The sequence below is a fragment of the Xanthomonas campestris pv. asclepiadis genome (genome assembly GCF_020784175.1).
Lineage (GTDB): Bacteria > Pseudomonadota > Gammaproteobacteria > Xanthomonadales > Xanthomonadaceae > Xanthomonas > Xanthomonas campestris_D.
Genome location: NZ_JAJGQM010000073.1, coordinates 1 through 15,724 on the forward strand (window position 1 = coordinate 1; position 15,724 = coordinate 15,724).

Annotated in this window: 10 protein-coding genes and 2 pseudogenes; 10 read left to right on the plus strand and 2 right to left on the minus strand. The window is 67.3% G+C overall.

What is annotated here, in order from left to right; genetic code table 11:
- The 9 genes and pseudogenes from LL972_RS20600 to LL972_RS20640 all read left to right on the plus strand — a co-directional run.
- Positions 1 to 296 (plus strand): annotated as a pseudogene (locus LL972_RS20600) (autotransporter outer membrane beta-barrel domain-containing protein); the annotation flags it as partial.
- Positions 297 to 675: 379 nt separating this feature from the next.
- Positions 676 to 4,080 carry an exodeoxyribonuclease V subunit gamma gene (gene recC, locus LL972_RS20605; protein ID WP_228329176.1) on the plus strand — a complete coding sequence of 1,135 codons (3,405 nt, stop codon included), beginning with the start codon at positions 676 to 678 and terminating at the stop codon, positions 4,078 to 4,080.
- A pseudogene (gene recB, locus LL972_RS20610) lies at positions 4,077 to 7,770 on the plus strand (exodeoxyribonuclease V subunit beta); the annotation flags it as partial. The gene recC and the pseudogene recB, both read left to right, overlap by 4 nt.
- Before the next feature lie 700 nt (positions 7,771 to 8,470).
- Positions 8,471 to 10,684, plus strand: a complete 2,214-nt coding sequence (gene recD, locus LL972_RS20615) for an exodeoxyribonuclease V subunit alpha (protein WP_228329178.1) — start codon at positions 8,471 to 8,473, stop codon at positions 10,682 to 10,684.
- A gap of 332 nt (positions 10,685 to 11,016) precedes the next feature.
- A complete protein-coding gene (locus tag LL972_RS20620; RefSeq protein ID WP_228329179.1) occupies positions 11,017 to 11,529 on the plus strand; it encodes a hypothetical protein in 513 nt (170 codons plus the stop codon).
- A 357-nt stretch (positions 11,530 to 11,886) separates the two neighbouring features.
- A complete protein-coding gene (locus tag LL972_RS20625) occupies positions 11,887 to 12,168 on the plus strand; it encodes a type II toxin-antitoxin system RelE/ParE family toxin (protein ID WP_228329180.1) in 282 nt (93 codons plus the stop codon).
- A 17-nt stretch (positions 12,169 to 12,185) separates the two neighbouring features.
- On the plus strand, positions 12,186 to 12,476 hold the full coding sequence (locus tag LL972_RS20630) for a HigA family addiction module antitoxin (RefSeq protein ID WP_184630970.1): 291 nt from the start codon (positions 12,186 to 12,188) through the stop codon (positions 12,474 to 12,476).
- A 156-nt stretch (positions 12,477 to 12,632) separates the two neighbouring features.
- The gene (locus LL972_RS20635; RefSeq protein ID WP_228329181.1) at positions 12,633 to 13,109 is read left to right on the plus strand and encodes a hypothetical protein; all 477 of its coding nucleotides are present in this window, start codon (positions 12,633 to 12,635) and stop codon (positions 13,107 to 13,109) included.
- The gene (locus tag LL972_RS20640; RefSeq protein ID WP_144410888.1) at positions 13,106 to 13,498 is read left to right on the plus strand and encodes a hypothetical protein; all 393 of its coding nucleotides are present in this window, start codon (positions 13,106 to 13,108) and stop codon (positions 13,496 to 13,498) included. The genes LL972_RS20635 and LL972_RS20640 overlap by 4 nt, the downstream gene beginning before the upstream one ends.
- 424 nt (positions 13,499 to 13,922) lie before the next feature.
- Here the strand turns inward: LL972_RS20640 and LL972_RS20650 are convergent, their stop codons facing one another.
- Complete coding sequence (locus LL972_RS20650) at positions 13,923 to 14,255, minus strand: hypothetical protein (protein ID WP_228329182.1); 333 nt, start codon at positions 14,253 to 14,255, stop codon at positions 13,923 to 13,925.
- Between the two features lie 468 nt (positions 14,256 to 14,723).
- On the opposite strand from LL972_RS20650, the gene LL972_RS20655 reads away from it, so the two are divergent.
- Positions 14,724 to 15,098, plus strand: coding sequence for a hypothetical protein (locus LL972_RS20655; protein WP_228329183.1), 375 nt, complete (start codon positions 14,724 to 14,726; stop codon positions 15,096 to 15,098).
- 401 nt (positions 15,099 to 15,499) lie between these two features.
- Here LL972_RS20655 and LL972_RS20660 read toward each other — a convergent pair.
- Positions 15,500 to 15,724 (minus strand): hypothetical protein (locus tag LL972_RS20660; protein ID WP_228329184.1); only part of this gene is annotated, 225 nt, incomplete at its 5' end.

Consider the following 15,724-nt stretch of genomic DNA (forward strand, 5'->3'; position numbering starts at 1 on the left):
ATCACGCCTGCCATGAAGTTGGCGATGGCCACTTAGCTCCACTTCTGGCGACCGCTAGAAGTGGGGGGATTACCCAGGGCCGCGGCGATGCCACGCTAAGCTACGCCGATCTGAACGGCGGGCCGTTCTATCGCGCGGGGCAGAGCGCGTTCGACCGCAACCGCCTGATGGTGGGCATCGGTGCGGCGCTGCTGACCGAGCAGGGCCTGTCGACGCGGCTGGAATACCGCGGCATCACCGATGGCGACAGCAACAACGATCAGACCTGGATGATCAACCTGGAAAAGAAGTACTGATCGTCTCCAGCGTCATGCACCAAGCCAACACGATGGGCCGGGCGAAGACCCCGGCCCATCGCTTTTTGTGATGCCGCCGCAGGGGTATTGCATGGCGGTGCCGGCGCTTGGAGGCGCGTTGGTCGACGGCGGCTTGCAGCGATATCGCCGAGCGCCGCGGCCGCACGGCATCGCAGGCAGTACTGCATCAAAGGCAATCCGCAATCCGCTCGTGCCTGCTGCGTTCGGGTGCGGTAGGTCCGCAGCGTGTCGGCGGTCGATCGCCAAGGTCGGCCTCGCGTCTGCCATTCCAGTACGGCCCGAACAGCGGCGCCACTCGCTGCGCGCCGCCCTGGGCCAACAGCGCAGTACGGCCGCATCCGGCACAATGCGCATACGCATGCACGCCACTTCCGCGCCCGATTTCCGCCTCTATCCCTCAAATGCGCTGGATACGCTGGCTGCCTTGCTCGCACAGGAGCTGCGCCGGCCGGTGCCGGAGCAGCCGTTGCTGCAGCCGGAAGTGGTGCTGATCCCGCAGGTGGCGATGCGGCGCTGGCTGCAATCCACGCTGGCGGCCGAGCACGGCGTGGCGGCCAACCTGGAATTCCTCACCCCCGGCGAATTCGTCGCGCGCGCGCTGGAGTGCAATCTCGGCCCGGCGGACGACGATCTGGACATGGCCACCACGCAGTGGCGGCTGTACGCCGCATTGCAGGCCGACCTGGGTAGCGATGCGGCGCTGGCGCCATTGGCCGGCTATCTGTCCGATGGCGATGCGCTCAAGCCGTGGGCATTGGCCGGCGAATTGGGCAACGTGTTCGAGAAGTACCAGGCCTGGCGACGCGACTGGTTGCTGCGCTGGGAAGGCGGCGCTGACCCCGATGATCCGCAGGCGCGCCTGTGGCGCAGCATCGCCGCCGGGCGGCAATACCGTGCGCGCCGCATCGGCCAGTACCTGGATCGCTACGCGCGCCCGGATGGTCCGCTGCCGCAGGGCTTGCCCAGGCGCCTGTTCGCCTTTGCCATCCTGAATATTTCGCCCGACGTGCTGCGCGTGCTGGCCACGCAGGCGCGCGTGGGCACGCTGCATTTCTATCTGCCCACGCCCACGCAAGGTTACTGGGGCGATCTGCAGACCCTGTGGCAGCGCCGTCGCGAAGACGGTGCGGTGCAGCTGTTTGCCGAGCAGGTACAGGAAAACCCGCTGCTGCAGGCCTGGGGCGCGGCCGGGCGCGACTTCATGGCATTGGTCGGCGACTACGAGGTGGTGCACCCGCTGGCCGAGATCGCCGCCTACGCAGACCCGCTGGAGTCCGGCCGCCGCGCACTGGCCGACGGCGGCCTGGGCGACAGCCTGCTGCGCCGCATGCAGAGCGACCTGTTCCATCGCCGCGCGCCCAGCGTGCCTACCGTGTTGCCGGCGGTGAATCTGCACGACCCCAGCCTGCAGGTGCACGCCTGCCACACACGGCTGCGCGAGCTGCAGGTGCTGCACGACCAGCTGCGCGCCCTGCTCGACGATGCGCGCTTCGACCCGCCCTTGCAGCCACGCGAGATCGCGGTGCTGTCGCCGGACATCGACCCGTACGTGCCGTATCTGGACGCGGTGTTCGGCAGCCACGGCAACGACGACGCGCTGCCGTACGCGCTGGCCGATGCCAGCCCGTTGGCCAGCGAGCCGTTGGCCGAGGTGTTCCTCACCTTGCTCGGCCTGCCGATCGCACGCTTCGGGCTGCACGAGATTCTCGACCTGCTGGCCAGCGCGCCGATCGCCGAGGCCGCCGGCCTGGACGAAGCCGGGCTGGAACGCCTGCGCGGCTGGCTGCACGCGGCCGGCGCGCGCTGGGGGCTGGATGCGGCGCATCGGCGTCAGCACCAGGCACCGAGCGACGATGCCTATACCTGGCGCTTCGCACTGGACCGGCTGCTGCTCGGCCATGCCAGCGGCGCCGACGACGAGATCGACGGCGTGGCGTCATGGCCGCAATTGGAAGGCAGCGCGCTGGCCGCACTCGACACGCTGTTGCGGTTGCTGGGCGTGCTCGAACGCAACCAGTCCGTGTTGGCCAAAGCGATGACGCCGGTGGAATGGCGCGAGCGTCTGCTCGACCTGCTGGAGGCGTTGATTCCAAAAGCGCCCACCGCGCCACGTGCGCAGCGCGCGCTGGATCGCTTGCGCAGCCTGATCGATCAATTCGCCCGCGATGCGGTGCGCGCCGAGTACACCGGCAAGGTGCCGGCCGAGGTGGTGCGCGCGCACTTCGCTGCGGTGCTGGGCGAATCGGACACGCGCGCGCCGCTGCTCACCGGCGGCATCAGCTTCGGCCGCATGGTGCCGATGCGCCTGCTGCCGTTCCGCGTGATCTGCCTGCTCGGCATGAACGATGGCGACTTCCCGCGCCGCGACCCGGCCGCCGGGCTCAATCGCCTTACCGCCGAGCTGGGTACCGAGCGTCGCCGGCATGGCGATCGTTCAACCCGCGAGGACGACAGGTTCCTGTTTTTGCAGTTGTTCGCCTCCGCGCAGGAGGTGTTCTACCTGAGCTATCTCGGCGCCGATGCGCGCGATGGCAGCGCGCGCGAACCGTCGGTGCTGGTCAGTGAGTTGCTGGGCAGCGCCGCGCAGTACCACGCCGACCCGAAGGCGATCGCCACGCTGGTGGTGGAGCACCCGTTGCAGCCATTCGCCGCCGCCGCCTTCGGTGCGCCGGGCGATCACGGCGCCGACCCGCGCCGTTTCAGTTATCGCCGCCAATGGCGACCGTCGGTGGACAGCCTGGTCGGTCAGCGCCAACCGCTGGCGCCCTGGGTGGCCGGCGCGTTGCCGGCCGATGACAGCGCAGTGCCGGGCAGCGTCTCGATCGACGACTTGCGCCGCCTGTTCGCCGACCCGGCCGGGCAGTTCCTGCGCCATCGTCTGGGCATGCGGTTGCCCGACCCGGCCAGCGAAGACAGCGACCTGGAGCCGCTGCTCGCGCCCACGCGCGGGCTGGAGCAATACGGCCTGCAGCAGCATGTGTTCGACGCCGCGTTGGCCGGCGACACCGAGCGGCTTTACGAGCGTCTGCGCGCGCGCGCGTTGCTGCCGTCCGGGCCGCTGGGGCGACGCCAGCTCGATGAACGGGTGGCGCAACTGCGCCCGTATGCCGAGGCATTCCGGCAGTGGCGCGGCGAGGCGCCGGCGCAGTCGCGCCGCTTGCAGGTGCAGATAGGCCAGACCGAGGTGCACGGCCGCGTGCCCGGCTGGTATGCGAGCGGGGTGGGGCGGGTGCAGGTCGGCGCACTCAGCGGCCGCAGCGCGATCCGCCACGGCCTGGAATGGCTGCTGCTGCGCGCCGCCGGCGAGCACGCGCCGTATGTGCGCTTCTTCGAAGACGAAGACGGTTTAGGCCCGCATCCCATCGATGCCGAACCGCTGTCGCAGACGCAGGCGCAGGGCGCGTTGGCCGCACTGCTGCAGGTGTATCGGCACGGCTTGCAGACGCCGCTGGCGTTCGCGCCCTATAGCAGCTGGAAGTATCACCAGGCCGCGCGCAGCGACGACCTGGATAGGGCCATCAAGGACGCCGCCGGGCAGTGGCAATCCAGCTTCGGCTGGAGCGAATCGCACAGCCCGGAACTGCGCCTGGTCAACCGCGGCCGCGACCCGTTCGCCGATGCGCAGCGCTTTGCCGATTTCGCCATCACCAGCCATCGCGTGTACGACCTGCTCGAGCGCGGCAACGCCGACGCCACGCTGGATCCGCAGCGTCTGATCGAGAGCTGGCGCCACTGGCACGGCGCGCAGGAAGAGGCCGAATGAGCGCCAGCGCCGTCACCGACCCGTACCTGCACCTGCCGCTGCATGGCGTGCGCCTGATCGAGGCCAGCGCCGGCACCGGCAAGACCTTCACCCTGGCCACGCTGTTCACCCGGCTGGTGGTGGAGCGTGGCCTGCGCATCGGCCAGATCCTCGCCGTCACCTTCACCGAGGCGGCCACCCAGGAACTGCGCCGCCGCATCCGCGAGCGCCTGGTCCTGGCTGCAACCCTGGTCCCCGAGACCCCTTCGCCTTTCGTAGGAGCGGCCCAGGCCGCGACCGCGACCGAGCAAGCCCCAACGCAGGCACCCGGCGCTCCATCTGCCTCTGTAGGAGCGGCCCCGGCCGCGACCGACCTCGCCGATAACCCGTCGCGGCCAGGTCCGCTCCTACAGGACGCGCCTGATGTCCTGCTCACCCGCGCCATCCTTGCCACCCACCTGGCCACCGGCACCGAGACACCGGCCGCCCTGCGCCGCCGCCTGCAACAGGCGGTGGAAGAAATCGACCTGGCCGCGGTGTTCACCATCCATGGCTTCTGCGCGCGCGTGCTGCGCGAGCATGCGCTGGAAAGCGGCCAGGCCTTTGCCGCACCGGAACTGCTCGCCAACGACCGCGAACTGCTCGGCGAAGTCGCCGCCGACCTGTGGCGCCAGCGCGCCGCCGATGCGGCGATGGCCGAAGACCTGATCGCGCTGTGGTCGGGCGGCCCCGAGGCATTGGCCAGCGATCTGCGCGCGCTGGTGCGCCATCCAACGCTGCTGCCGGCGGCCGCCACGACCACCGACGATTCCGCTGCGCTGCTGCAGGCCGTGCAGGACGCTAGTACCGCACTGGCCGCTGCATTCCAGGCGCATGGCACCGCGTTTTTCGACGCCCTGATGGCCGCCATCGACGGCGGCATCCTGAGCAAGGTCAGCTACAAACCCGAGTGGCTGGCATCGCTGTGGCATTGGTTCGACAGCTTCGCCGCCGCGCCATCGGTCAACACCGCCCCGCACCCCAAGCTGATCAAGCTGACCGCCGCGGAACTGGCCGCCGGCACCAACAAGAAGTTCGTGGAGCGCACGTCGGCCTCGCCGCTGAGCCACGAGATCGACGGCTATCTCACCGCGCTGGCCAGTGTCGAACAATGGCGCACCCGTCGTCGCATCCGCCTGCTGCACGCACTGCGCGAGGACGCCATCGCGCGACTGGCACTGCTCAAGCGCCAGCGCCGCGTGCAGACCTACGACGACCTGGTCGATGGCGTTGCGCACGCGCTGGAAGGCGCGCAGGCGCAGGCCCTGGTCACGCGGCTGCGCGCGCAATACGCCATCGCGCTGGTGGACGAATTCCAGGATACCGACGACCGCCAGTGGGCGATCTTCTCCAACGTGTTCGGCGAAGGCCCGCTCGCGCGCGCGGCCGGCCTGGAACCGGCGCTGTTTCTGATCGGCGACCCCAAGCAGGCTATCTACGGCTTCCGTGGTGGCGACGTGCGCACCTATCTGGCCGCCGCGGTCACTGCCGAACTCGCTCCGCCGCTGAGCCACAACTTCCGCTCGCGCCCCGGCGTGCTGGCGGCCATCGACGCGTTGTACGCACAGGCCGGCTACACCGACGCCTTCCTCACCGACGGCATCGCCTTCCACCCGGTGCAGCCCGGCACCAAGCGGGCGGATGCCGACCTGCAACGCGATGGCGCCGCCGCCCCGGCGCTGACGCTGTGGCGTGCGCCGGAACCGCCGCCGCCTGCGAAAGGCAAGCCCAAACCCTGGAGCGCCGGCCGCGCCCGCGAGCTGGCCACCGCCGCCTGCGTGGCGGCGATCCGCGGCTGGCTGGCCGGTGGCCGCGACGGCACCGCCACCATCAATGCGCGTCCGGTGCAGGCCGGCGATATCGCCGTGCTGGTGCGCAGCCACGGCGAGGCCACGCGCATGCAACAGGCGCTGGGCGCGGTGGGAATTCCGGCAGTCGCCGCAGGCAAGCAGAGCCTGTTCGCCACCGACGAAGCGCTGGAACTGCTGGCCTTGCTGCAGGCCTTGCTCGACCCGGGTGACGACAGCCGCCTGCGCGCCGCCCTGGCCACCGTGCTGATCGGCGCGGACGCCGCCGCCATCGCCGCACTCGCGCACGACGGCGAGCGTCACCGCCGCTGGCAGCAGCAGGCGCTGGACTGGCGCGAGCGCTGGCAGCGCGGCGGCCCGCTCGCCCTGGTCGGCGAGCTGGGCGCCGCGCACGGGCAACGCCTGCTCGCCCTGGTCGATGGCGAGCGCCGCCTCACCAACTACCTGCAGCTGGCCGAGCTCTTGCAGGAAGCCGACGCCCGCGCACTCGGCCCGCACGGCCTGGTCGACTGGCTGTCGCGCCGCATCGCCAATGCCGACGACAACGACGAAGCCCAGCAGTTGCGGCTGGAATCGGACGCGCGCCGCGTGCAGATCGTCACCCTGCACAAGAGCAAGGGCCTGGAATACCCGCTGGTGTTCCTGCCGTACATCGGCATCGGCCGCAGCGACAAGGGCGCCGGCCGCCATTGCGTGGTGCATGCACCGGAGCTCGGCCGCCAGCTGCATTGGAAGACAGACAAGGAAGACCCAAGCTGGAGCGCCGCCGAAGCGGCCTGGAAGCAGGAACAACGCGCCGAAGACGCACGCCTGCTCTACGTCGGCCTGACCCGTGCCGAGCACGCGCTGTGGATCGCCAGCGGCCCGTTCCACCAGCACGAGCGCACCGCACTGTCCGGCATGCTGCGCGCGCTGGACGCATTGCAGGGCGCGACCGGCGAGGGCGCAGTGGTGGTGGACACGTCCACGCCGCCGGCCACCCTGCCGCGGCTGCCGCCACCGCTCGAGGCGCAGGTGCCGCCCGCGCGCACCGCGCAGCGGCATATCGCCCCGGACTGGTGGGTCTACAGCTTTACCCAGCTGGCCAATGCCGATGCCGGCGCCGCCAGCGACCCGATGGCCAGCGCCACGGTGGTCGGCAGCGGCGGCAGCGACGAGCCGGCCGGCAGCGAGGCGATCGCGGTGGCCACCGAGGTCGACGCCTTCGACCCGCGCTTTGCCGGCAACCGCTTCGGCGTGGTGATGCACGACGTGTTCGAGCGCTGCGACTTTGCCGCCTGGCAGGCGTGGCAGCCCGGCCAACCCGCACCCGAAGGGCAGGCCGCCGCCATCCTCGAGGCGCTGCAACGCGGCGGCTACGTCGAGAAGGAATGGGACGACGGCCTGGCCATGCTCACCGCCCTGATCGGCCACACCCTCACCGTGATGTTGCCCGAAGGCACCCCCCTGGCCGCCGTGCCCGCGCCGCAGCGCCGCAACGAGATGGAATTCCACTTCGCCATGCGGCCCACCCGCGTCGAGGCACTGCTGGCACTGCTGCACCGGTTTGGCGTGGTCGGCGAGCGCCAGGCCTTCGGCGCGCGCCAGCGGCTGGAAGGCCTGATGACCGGCCTGATCGACCTCACCTACACCGTGGACGGCCGCTGGTACGTGCTCGACTACAAGTCCAACCGCCTGCCCAGCTACGACGCCGACGCCCTGGCCCGCGCCATGGCCCACAGCGAGTACGAGTTGCAGGCACTGATCTACACCGTCGCGCTGCACCGCTGGCTGCGTTTCCGCCTGGGCGAGGCTTACGACTACGCCCGCGACTTCGGCGGCGTGCGTTACCTGTTCTGCCGCGGCCTGGACGCCACCCGCAACCCCGCAGCCGACTCCAGCTCCATACCCGGTTCCGGTTCTGACTCCAACTCCAACTCTGGTTCCGACTCCGTCAACGGCGCCAGTGCCGCCTCCGATTCCGACCCCGTCAATGGCACCAGCTCCATCTCCGATTCGGGTTTCGACGCCGACTCCGGCTTCGACGCCGTCAACCGCGCCACGCCTGCACCCGGCATACACGCCTGGCGCTTCGACCCGGCGCTGGTCCAAGCCCTGGACGCCCTGTTCGCCGGCAGCGCCCCGGAGCCGACATCCAGCAACCCAGGCACGCCCGATGCCCGCTAGCGCACAGCCCCTTACCGCTGACGCCCCAAAGCCCCGCTCCCTCCGGGGCGATAAGGCACTGGTTGCGCGCCGCTGGCGCGCGTGCCTTGGAGCGCCCGCGCCGCTGGCGCGGGCTGGGGCGCGGAGCGGGGGTTGGGGTGAGGGTACGTCCGCCGCCGAAGCATCCAAGCCATGACCCAACAGACCGCACTCCCGATCAGCGCTGTGCGCAAGCCGCGCTCCCCTCGGGGCGAGCACACATCGCTTGCGCGCCATGGCGCGCGTGCCGGGCAATGCCTGCGCCACGCCGCGCGGGCCGGGATGCGGAGCGGAGGTTGGGGTGAGGGTGTCGTGCAGGGTCAGAAATGTGCCGATCGACAACTCGCCCGAGGCGCCTCCGCCCAGCAGGCGTCCACCCCATGAACCAGCCAAACCTCTTCAGCGCCCTGATCAAGGCCGACGCGCTACGCCCGCTGGATCTGGCGCTCGCGCAAAGCCTGCAACGCCTGGCCCCGGACACCGACCCCCAGGTCCTGGCCGGCGCCGCGCTCGCCTCGCTGGCCGTCACCAGCGGCCACGCAGGGCTGGACCCCGCCCGCGCCGCCATGCTGCTGGACGCGCGCGAGGGCCCAGCGCCCGCACTGCCGGACCCCGCCGACTGGCAACGCACCCTGGCCGCCTCGCGCTGGGTCGACCAACCGAATCCGCAAGACCCCGCCGCCGCGGACTGCCCACTGGTCCTCGAACACGGCCTGCTCTACCTGCGCCGTTACCGCGAGTACGAACGCCGCCTGGCGCTGGGCCTGCAACGCATCGCCGCCCAGTCGCCGCCGCCCTTCGACGCCGCCACGCTGGCCCCGCTATTCGCACAGCTATTCCCGAACCCGACCCCAGCCACTCACCCCGTGGACCCAACCCCTCTCCCCCCGGGAGAGGGTGCCCGAAGGGCGGGTGAGGGTACGGGCCTGCCCGAGCCATCTGTCCACCAAGAGGGCACGGCCCCGCCCGCCCCATCCCACCACCAAGACGGCGCGCACTCAAACGCCCCATCCCACCCCCAAGACCGCCAGGCCCTGGCCGCCGCCTTGGCGCTGCGCCGCACCCTGCTGCTGGTCACCGGCGGCCCCGGCACCGGCAAGACCACCACCATCGCCCGCCTGCTGCTGCTGCGCATCGCCCAGGCGCAAGCATCCAACACCCCGGCACCGCGCATCGCCCTGGCCGCGCCCACCGGCCGCGCCGCCGAGCGCATGGCCGAAAGCCTGCGCCTTGCAGTTGCACGCGCCATCGCCAACGGCATCGACCCGGCCCTGGCCGAGGCCCTGCCCAGCGGCGCCAGCACCCTGCATCGCCTGCTCGGCGTCATCCCGGATTCCCCGCAGTTCCGCCATCACGCGGACAACCCGCTGCCGTTCGACCTGATCGTGGTCGATGAAGCCTCCATGGTCGACCTGCCGCTGATGTGCAAGCTGGTCGAAGCCGTGGCCGACGGCACCCAGCTGATCCTGCTCGGTGACGCCGACCAGCTGCCCTCGGTGGAAGCCGGCGACGTGCTCGCCGCCATCCTGCAGGCCGCCGGCCCCGGCGATGCCCTGCAGCCGCAGGATGCACAGGCACTGCAAGCGCTGCTCGGCAACACGCCCGCTGACACCACGCCCGCCGACACCCACAGCGGCGGCCTGGCCGGCCACCGCGTGCACCTGCTGCGCGGCTACCGGCAGGCGGACGACTTCGCACTGGCCCCATTGGCCGACGCCGTGCGCGCCGGCGATGCCGACACCGCCCTGGCCCTGCTGCGCAGCGGCGAGCTGGCCGGCGTGCACTTCCACGAAGACGGCGAAGACCCGCTCACCCTGGGCCGCGACGCACTGCTCGCGCACTGGCGCGCGCTGGCCGACGCGCACGACCCGGCCGCAGCCCTGCGCGATGCCGCGCGCCTGCGCCTGCTCACTGCCGTGCGCGCCGGCCCGCAGGGCGCACGCGGCCTCAACGCCCGTATCGAACAATTGCTGGCCGAAACCGGCTCCGGCGCCCGCCGTCTCGGCGCCGCCTCGCCCTGGTTCCAGGGCCGCCTGCTGTTGATCACCGAAAACAGCTACCGCCACGGCCTATTCAATGGCGATGTTGGCATCTGCCTGCGAAGCGATGCGAGTCCCTTTTCGGGGCGCAGCGACGAAGGCCCGTCTTCACCGCCAGGCCAGTCCGCCGCCACCGCCAACCGCCACGCCCCAGGCACAGACAGCCGCGCCCAAGGTCCGTTGGTCGCCTGGTTCGAAGGCGACGGCGACGGCCAGGTGCGCGGCTTCCACCCCGCCGCACTGCCCGCGCACGAAAGCGCCTTCGCCATGACCGTGCACAAGGCCCAGGGCAGCGAATTCGACACCGTCTGGCTGCAACTGCCCACCCGCGACGCCCGCGTGCTCAGCCGCGAACTGCTCTACACCGGCATCACCCGCGCCCGCCGCGCCCTGCACCTGGCCGGCAGCGAAGCGGTCATCCGCGCCGCGCTCGCCCGGCACGCCGCACGCATCTCGGGCCTGGCATGGCGGTTGGGTGCGCAGCAGCAGGCGGCACCCGCCAAGCAAGCAACAGAACCATCCACTGCGTTGCCTGTGCAGGGGTCGTTGTTCTGATGGACGCGAGCCGGCGCAATGGCAGGATCACTTACGGCAGAACGGTACGTTCGCCTATCACCATCACCGGGCATGCCTGGATAGCAGGGTGTTGGCCGATAACGCGTTGCATCCAGAGGCAGTTATTCGAAATTTTCGAATAACTGCCGCCGGCGGCAAGAATGCACGTTGGATTGGAAGATCGCTCCAGGGATGAGTCGCCATCACCGTCTGCCTGAGGTCCGATCATCAAGGTGGTTTTCTCCGTCCAGGGCTCGTTGTTTGATAGCTCCCAAGTCCGGAGATGATGTAAGAACGCATGACAAGGAAGCGTTCGCGCTAGGGAGGGGATGATGAAAGCAGTATGGATTCTTGGGACGGTTGCGCTGGCTACGTGCTTCGCCGCTACTGCGGCCGGGAGGCTGGATATCAAACTCCAGAACGTACAGACAGCGCATACAGCGGCAGCTGGAGCTTCAGTCTTAGTCACGATGTCCAACACAGGTGACCAGCCCATCGAGCTAACTGCGTCGTATGTTCCAGACGTAGATAAAAGCGGGAGATTGCAGACCAATCTGTTCAAGGTCATGCAAGAGGACGGCAGCCCTGTCGACTATCGCGGCATTTATCTACGCAACGTCCGCGGTTCCACGCCATCGCTTGTTCTGATGCCGGGGCAGTCAATCGTCAAGACGATCGATCTGTCGCTGAGTTACCAGATCATGCCCGGGCGTAAGTACTCGGTGGCGGTACACCCGTTTGTGCGTTATCGGGAGCAGTCGGAATCAAAAAGTAAAAGCACCTCAGCCGATATGGTGTCTCTGAAGACTGCTACATCCAACAGCATCGAGATCAAACCTCGATAGGTCAGCGATGTATAGGCGAACCTGCGCCTCGCTCTGGCATATTGAGATGTGGCTGATGATTCCGCATAGATCGGCTTCGGCTGCGTCGGTAGGGCCGTAGCTGCGCATCAGCTCGCTCAGATCGCTGTTCAAGCTGCTCATGACGAACTCCGAAGTCCATGCAAGCTCACGCTAGCGCATTTGTTTCAGTTGGTTCGCTGATTGACCAGTTTGCAAAGCTTCGGAGCATCACCGCAGGTTGCGCAAGGCGGCGTTTGGACGGAAACGGCAGCGCAAAGTCTCGACAGCCCGGTACCAGATCTGACCACTCAGCCATGACGGCTTGCGTCATATAACGGATCGCGTTATGGTTACAGCATGATCAGGAGTTTTGTCGACAAGGAAGCCGAAAAAATCTGGCTGGGTGAGCGCTCCCGCCGGTTGCCGGCCGACATCCAGTCGGTCGCGCGCCGCAAGTTGCGCATGCTCAACGCTGCCGCGCACCTCGACGATCTGCGCATTCCGCCCGCCAACCGGCTGGAAGCGTTGAAGGGCGAGCGGCGCGGGCAGTACAGCATCCGGATCAACGACCAGTGGCGCATCTGCTTCCGATGGATGGAGGGCGATGTCGCCGAGATCGAAATTGTCGATTACCACTGAGCACGAGGCATCCGTCCATGACAGTCCTACCCAACATCCACCCCGGCGAAGTGCTGCTTGAGGAGTTCCTCGAGCCGATGGGCATCAGCCAGAACGCACTGGCGCGGGCCACCGGCGTGCCGCCGCGCCGCATCAACGAGATCGTGCTGGGCAAACGCGGCATCACCGCCGACACCGCGGTGCGCCTGGCTGCAGCGCTGGGCACGACCGAGCGGTTCTGGCTGGGCCTGCAAGCCGATTACGAGCTGGAACAGGCGCACCGCGCGCTGGGCGATCTGCCATCGCGGATCAAGCGGCTGGCGGCTTGATCCGGGCCTCTTCCAGCACGCCGCATTGAGCAGGCAATTCAAGACCGTCATCTGATCTGGCTGGGCTGCTGCACGGCATGGCAGCATGCAGCGTTGCTTGCAACAACGCCTGGCCGTTGAATGCATGAGTGAACTTCCAAAACAGGACCGCTCCCGATGGACCGACGTCGCCGCAAACGGATGGAGCGCTATTGGGCGCGGGCAGAAGCCAAGGCGCGTGCAGCGGTTGACCGGTTGGACCCGGAAAGCTGGTTCGACCTGTGGCATACGCATGTGGACTGGAATGGCCGCGGCCACTCCTGTGTTGAGCATCGGCAGATGGTCAACGCGGTTGCAGTGCGTGTGCTGTGCTACCTGGAAGCACGTCTGGCGCAACGTGGGGCAGCGGTGCAACTGTGGGCACACCTCAGTGAGGACACGATGGATACGGGCATTTACGCGCACTCTGCCAATCCGAACGGCACGACCTTCCCGGCCACCTTTCCCAACCTGGATTGGCAACTGGCTCTGCCTGCCGAGGTCGCAGCGATCCTGCCCGCCACGCATCGGGCCGGCACCGCGTCATACGATGGCAGTACTTTGTATGTCGTGCAGCGTCAGCCAGCCGTGGTCGGCCCGGAGGCATGTCAATGAGTTCCACCGACAAAGCCCATCGCACCGCATTGCGTTATGCCGTCGGTGCTCGTCAGCCGCGTGTGGCCAAGGCGCCCGTCACCGGCGCCGCCTATCGGCTAGCGCACGCCTGCTTCGGTTGCCGCAGAAGTTTCAAGATCGCTCCGCGCGAGCAGGTGGCCCCCTGTCCTGGCTGCGGTAACGCGCTGTGCGTGATGGGGCGTTCGTTCAAGGCACCCCCGGCCCGCAACCAGGCGCAATGGCGCAAGGTCGAGCGGTTGTATCGCGCTGGCTTTCGGTTCTTCAGTTACCGCAGCCACCCGTGCGTTGCTCTCCCAGCCAAGCTGTCGGAGGTCGATCGCTTCATCCGTGAGAACCCTGAGCACCCATTACGCCTGGGGGGTCATTGAGGTTGGCACGGCGTCACACCGCGAGGCCAGGCCTGCGCCTGACCTCGTCTGCCGTCTGGCAGGCCGGGCGGCTTACTTGCCCTTCTTTTCCTGCTTGGCCGCGCGCTTTTCCTTCAGCGTCTTGGTCGGCTCTTTCTTCTGGCTCTTCTTCTGGTCCATCCCCTTGCTCATGACACCCTCGTAGTTGCTGGATTGATCGGTCGGGCAGCGCCATGACCCTGGCGTGCCTGCGCACTGTACGGCTTGCGCGGGGTGGAATGGCAGCGGCAGCGCAGGGCCGGGCGACAGGCGGTGCGTCCGGCCCGGCGTCTGCGCGACGCAGCGTGCGCCGGCAGACCTTCGGCGTGGCCGGCTGGGCCACAAACGCAAACGCCCGCGTGCGACCGGCAAGGTCTGCACGCGGGCGCTGGCAACAGCGGTGGCCTTACTTGGCCGGCACGCGCTGGTACTGCTCGCCGCCGGTATTGAGGTGGCCGTTGGTCTCGTCGATGGCGAAGTTCACCGTCTCGCCATCGTTGGTGACCTGCAGCGCCCCGTCCTTGTAGACCGCCGGGTAGCTCTCGGTCTTGGGGGTGCGGGTGAAGAACTTCGGCGTGGTGCTGCGGACCATGAAGGTCTCGCCATTGCGCTCGATGTCCATCGTCTCTTCCTGCGTCTGCACGTTGACCCAGTGGCCGACGAACTTCTCGCCCTCCACCTTGGCGCAACCGCTCACCAGCAGTGCCGCGGCCAGCGCGGTGCCCATCCACTTCATCATCGTGTGTTCTCCAGTTGAGTCTGCGGCGAGGATGGCGGGTGGGGGATGTATGGGAGGTCAAGGCTGCCGTAATACGGCAGCGCTACTGCAGGGGCGGCCCACACTGTTGGTAATATCAAACCTGACCTAATCAAAAGAAGCTGACTACGCGTGAATTGGTATCGCATCGCTTTTACCAGCTTGCTCCTAACCCTAATCGCCGCGTTAGCGCTGTCTGCAAAATCAGTGACCTCTTATTTCGATGAAGTGTCTGAACAGCCCGCGCCACGGCAGCAGGCCACAACTCCATCGCCGCAGGACATGATCCTTATATGGACAGCGATCGTAGATCAGCCATATCCCGGATTGCCGTCTCCGCCTAAGCACAAAGACGCCCATGCGGCTACAAAACGTAAACCGGTTGTACTGCTCGATCGATCCACGCAGACGTGTGCAGGTACCAGAGCGCAGCAGCCGTGCGCTTCAAGTTTGAACCAAGAGCTGCTCTCAGGTTCCGCTGTCGATGCATTTGTATCCAAGCAAGCGCGAAAAGCACTGATTTCGGCGAATGCCAGCCAAGTGACGGTACGGCTACCTGACAGCACCTACGTTCAAGGAGCGTCAACCGCCGCCGTCGATGCCTTGCTTGTCGACTTCAACTGGGCGGCTTTCTACAAGGCGTTCCCGGGAACGGCCGGGTACTTACAACTGAGCGTGCCAGTCCTCGTCGATGGAGGCTCCCACGCCTTGGTATATGCCGAACAACGTTGCGACGGGCTATGTGGCACGGGCACGCTATACCTTCTGACACATGGATGCGACGGATGGAAGATCACCAATGGACTTGTACTTTGGGTCAGCTGAGGTGGCCTAGTCATCGTTGCAGTGTTGGATCATGAGGCTCTATACCGGAGCAGGTACGCCGAAATGAACCTGATCCCGTTCTAGAAAAAGTCAACCTGACCCCGTTAATCGCCGTTAATCGCTGTCACGGGGATCGGGGGTGGTGCAAGCCCCCGACAAGTCGCGAAGCGCCGCAGTGCTTTGAACCACTGAGCGGCAAAACAATGTTGCGTTGATAGGAGCAGCGCAATCGGGGGAGAACTATCCCAAAAATCCGGAATCACTGCCCAGCGCATGTCATCCCCCCCTGCGCCGGCCGCCCCCCCATTGGGGGCCGGTTGTAAAACGGGCTTCGCCTTGTATCAGCGACAGCAAAGCTGTCACGGTTAGCGCCAGAAAAATCAATTTTCGAAAACTATAACCTAATCTACTTTATTAGGATAAAGAACTGGATTATTGGAAAATGCAGTTGCGCGCCCCTTGCTATCTCGCGTCGAAATTTTATGGACCGTTGACTCAATCCCCTGCCTCGCAAGCGCCTCTTTAACTGCAAAAATATAGTCGAAATCATCATGGTAATCCCCCCGCCCATTAGCTGACGCCAGAAGTGGAATTTTCTCGTCCCCTTTCCCGAGGAGGTTCCATGA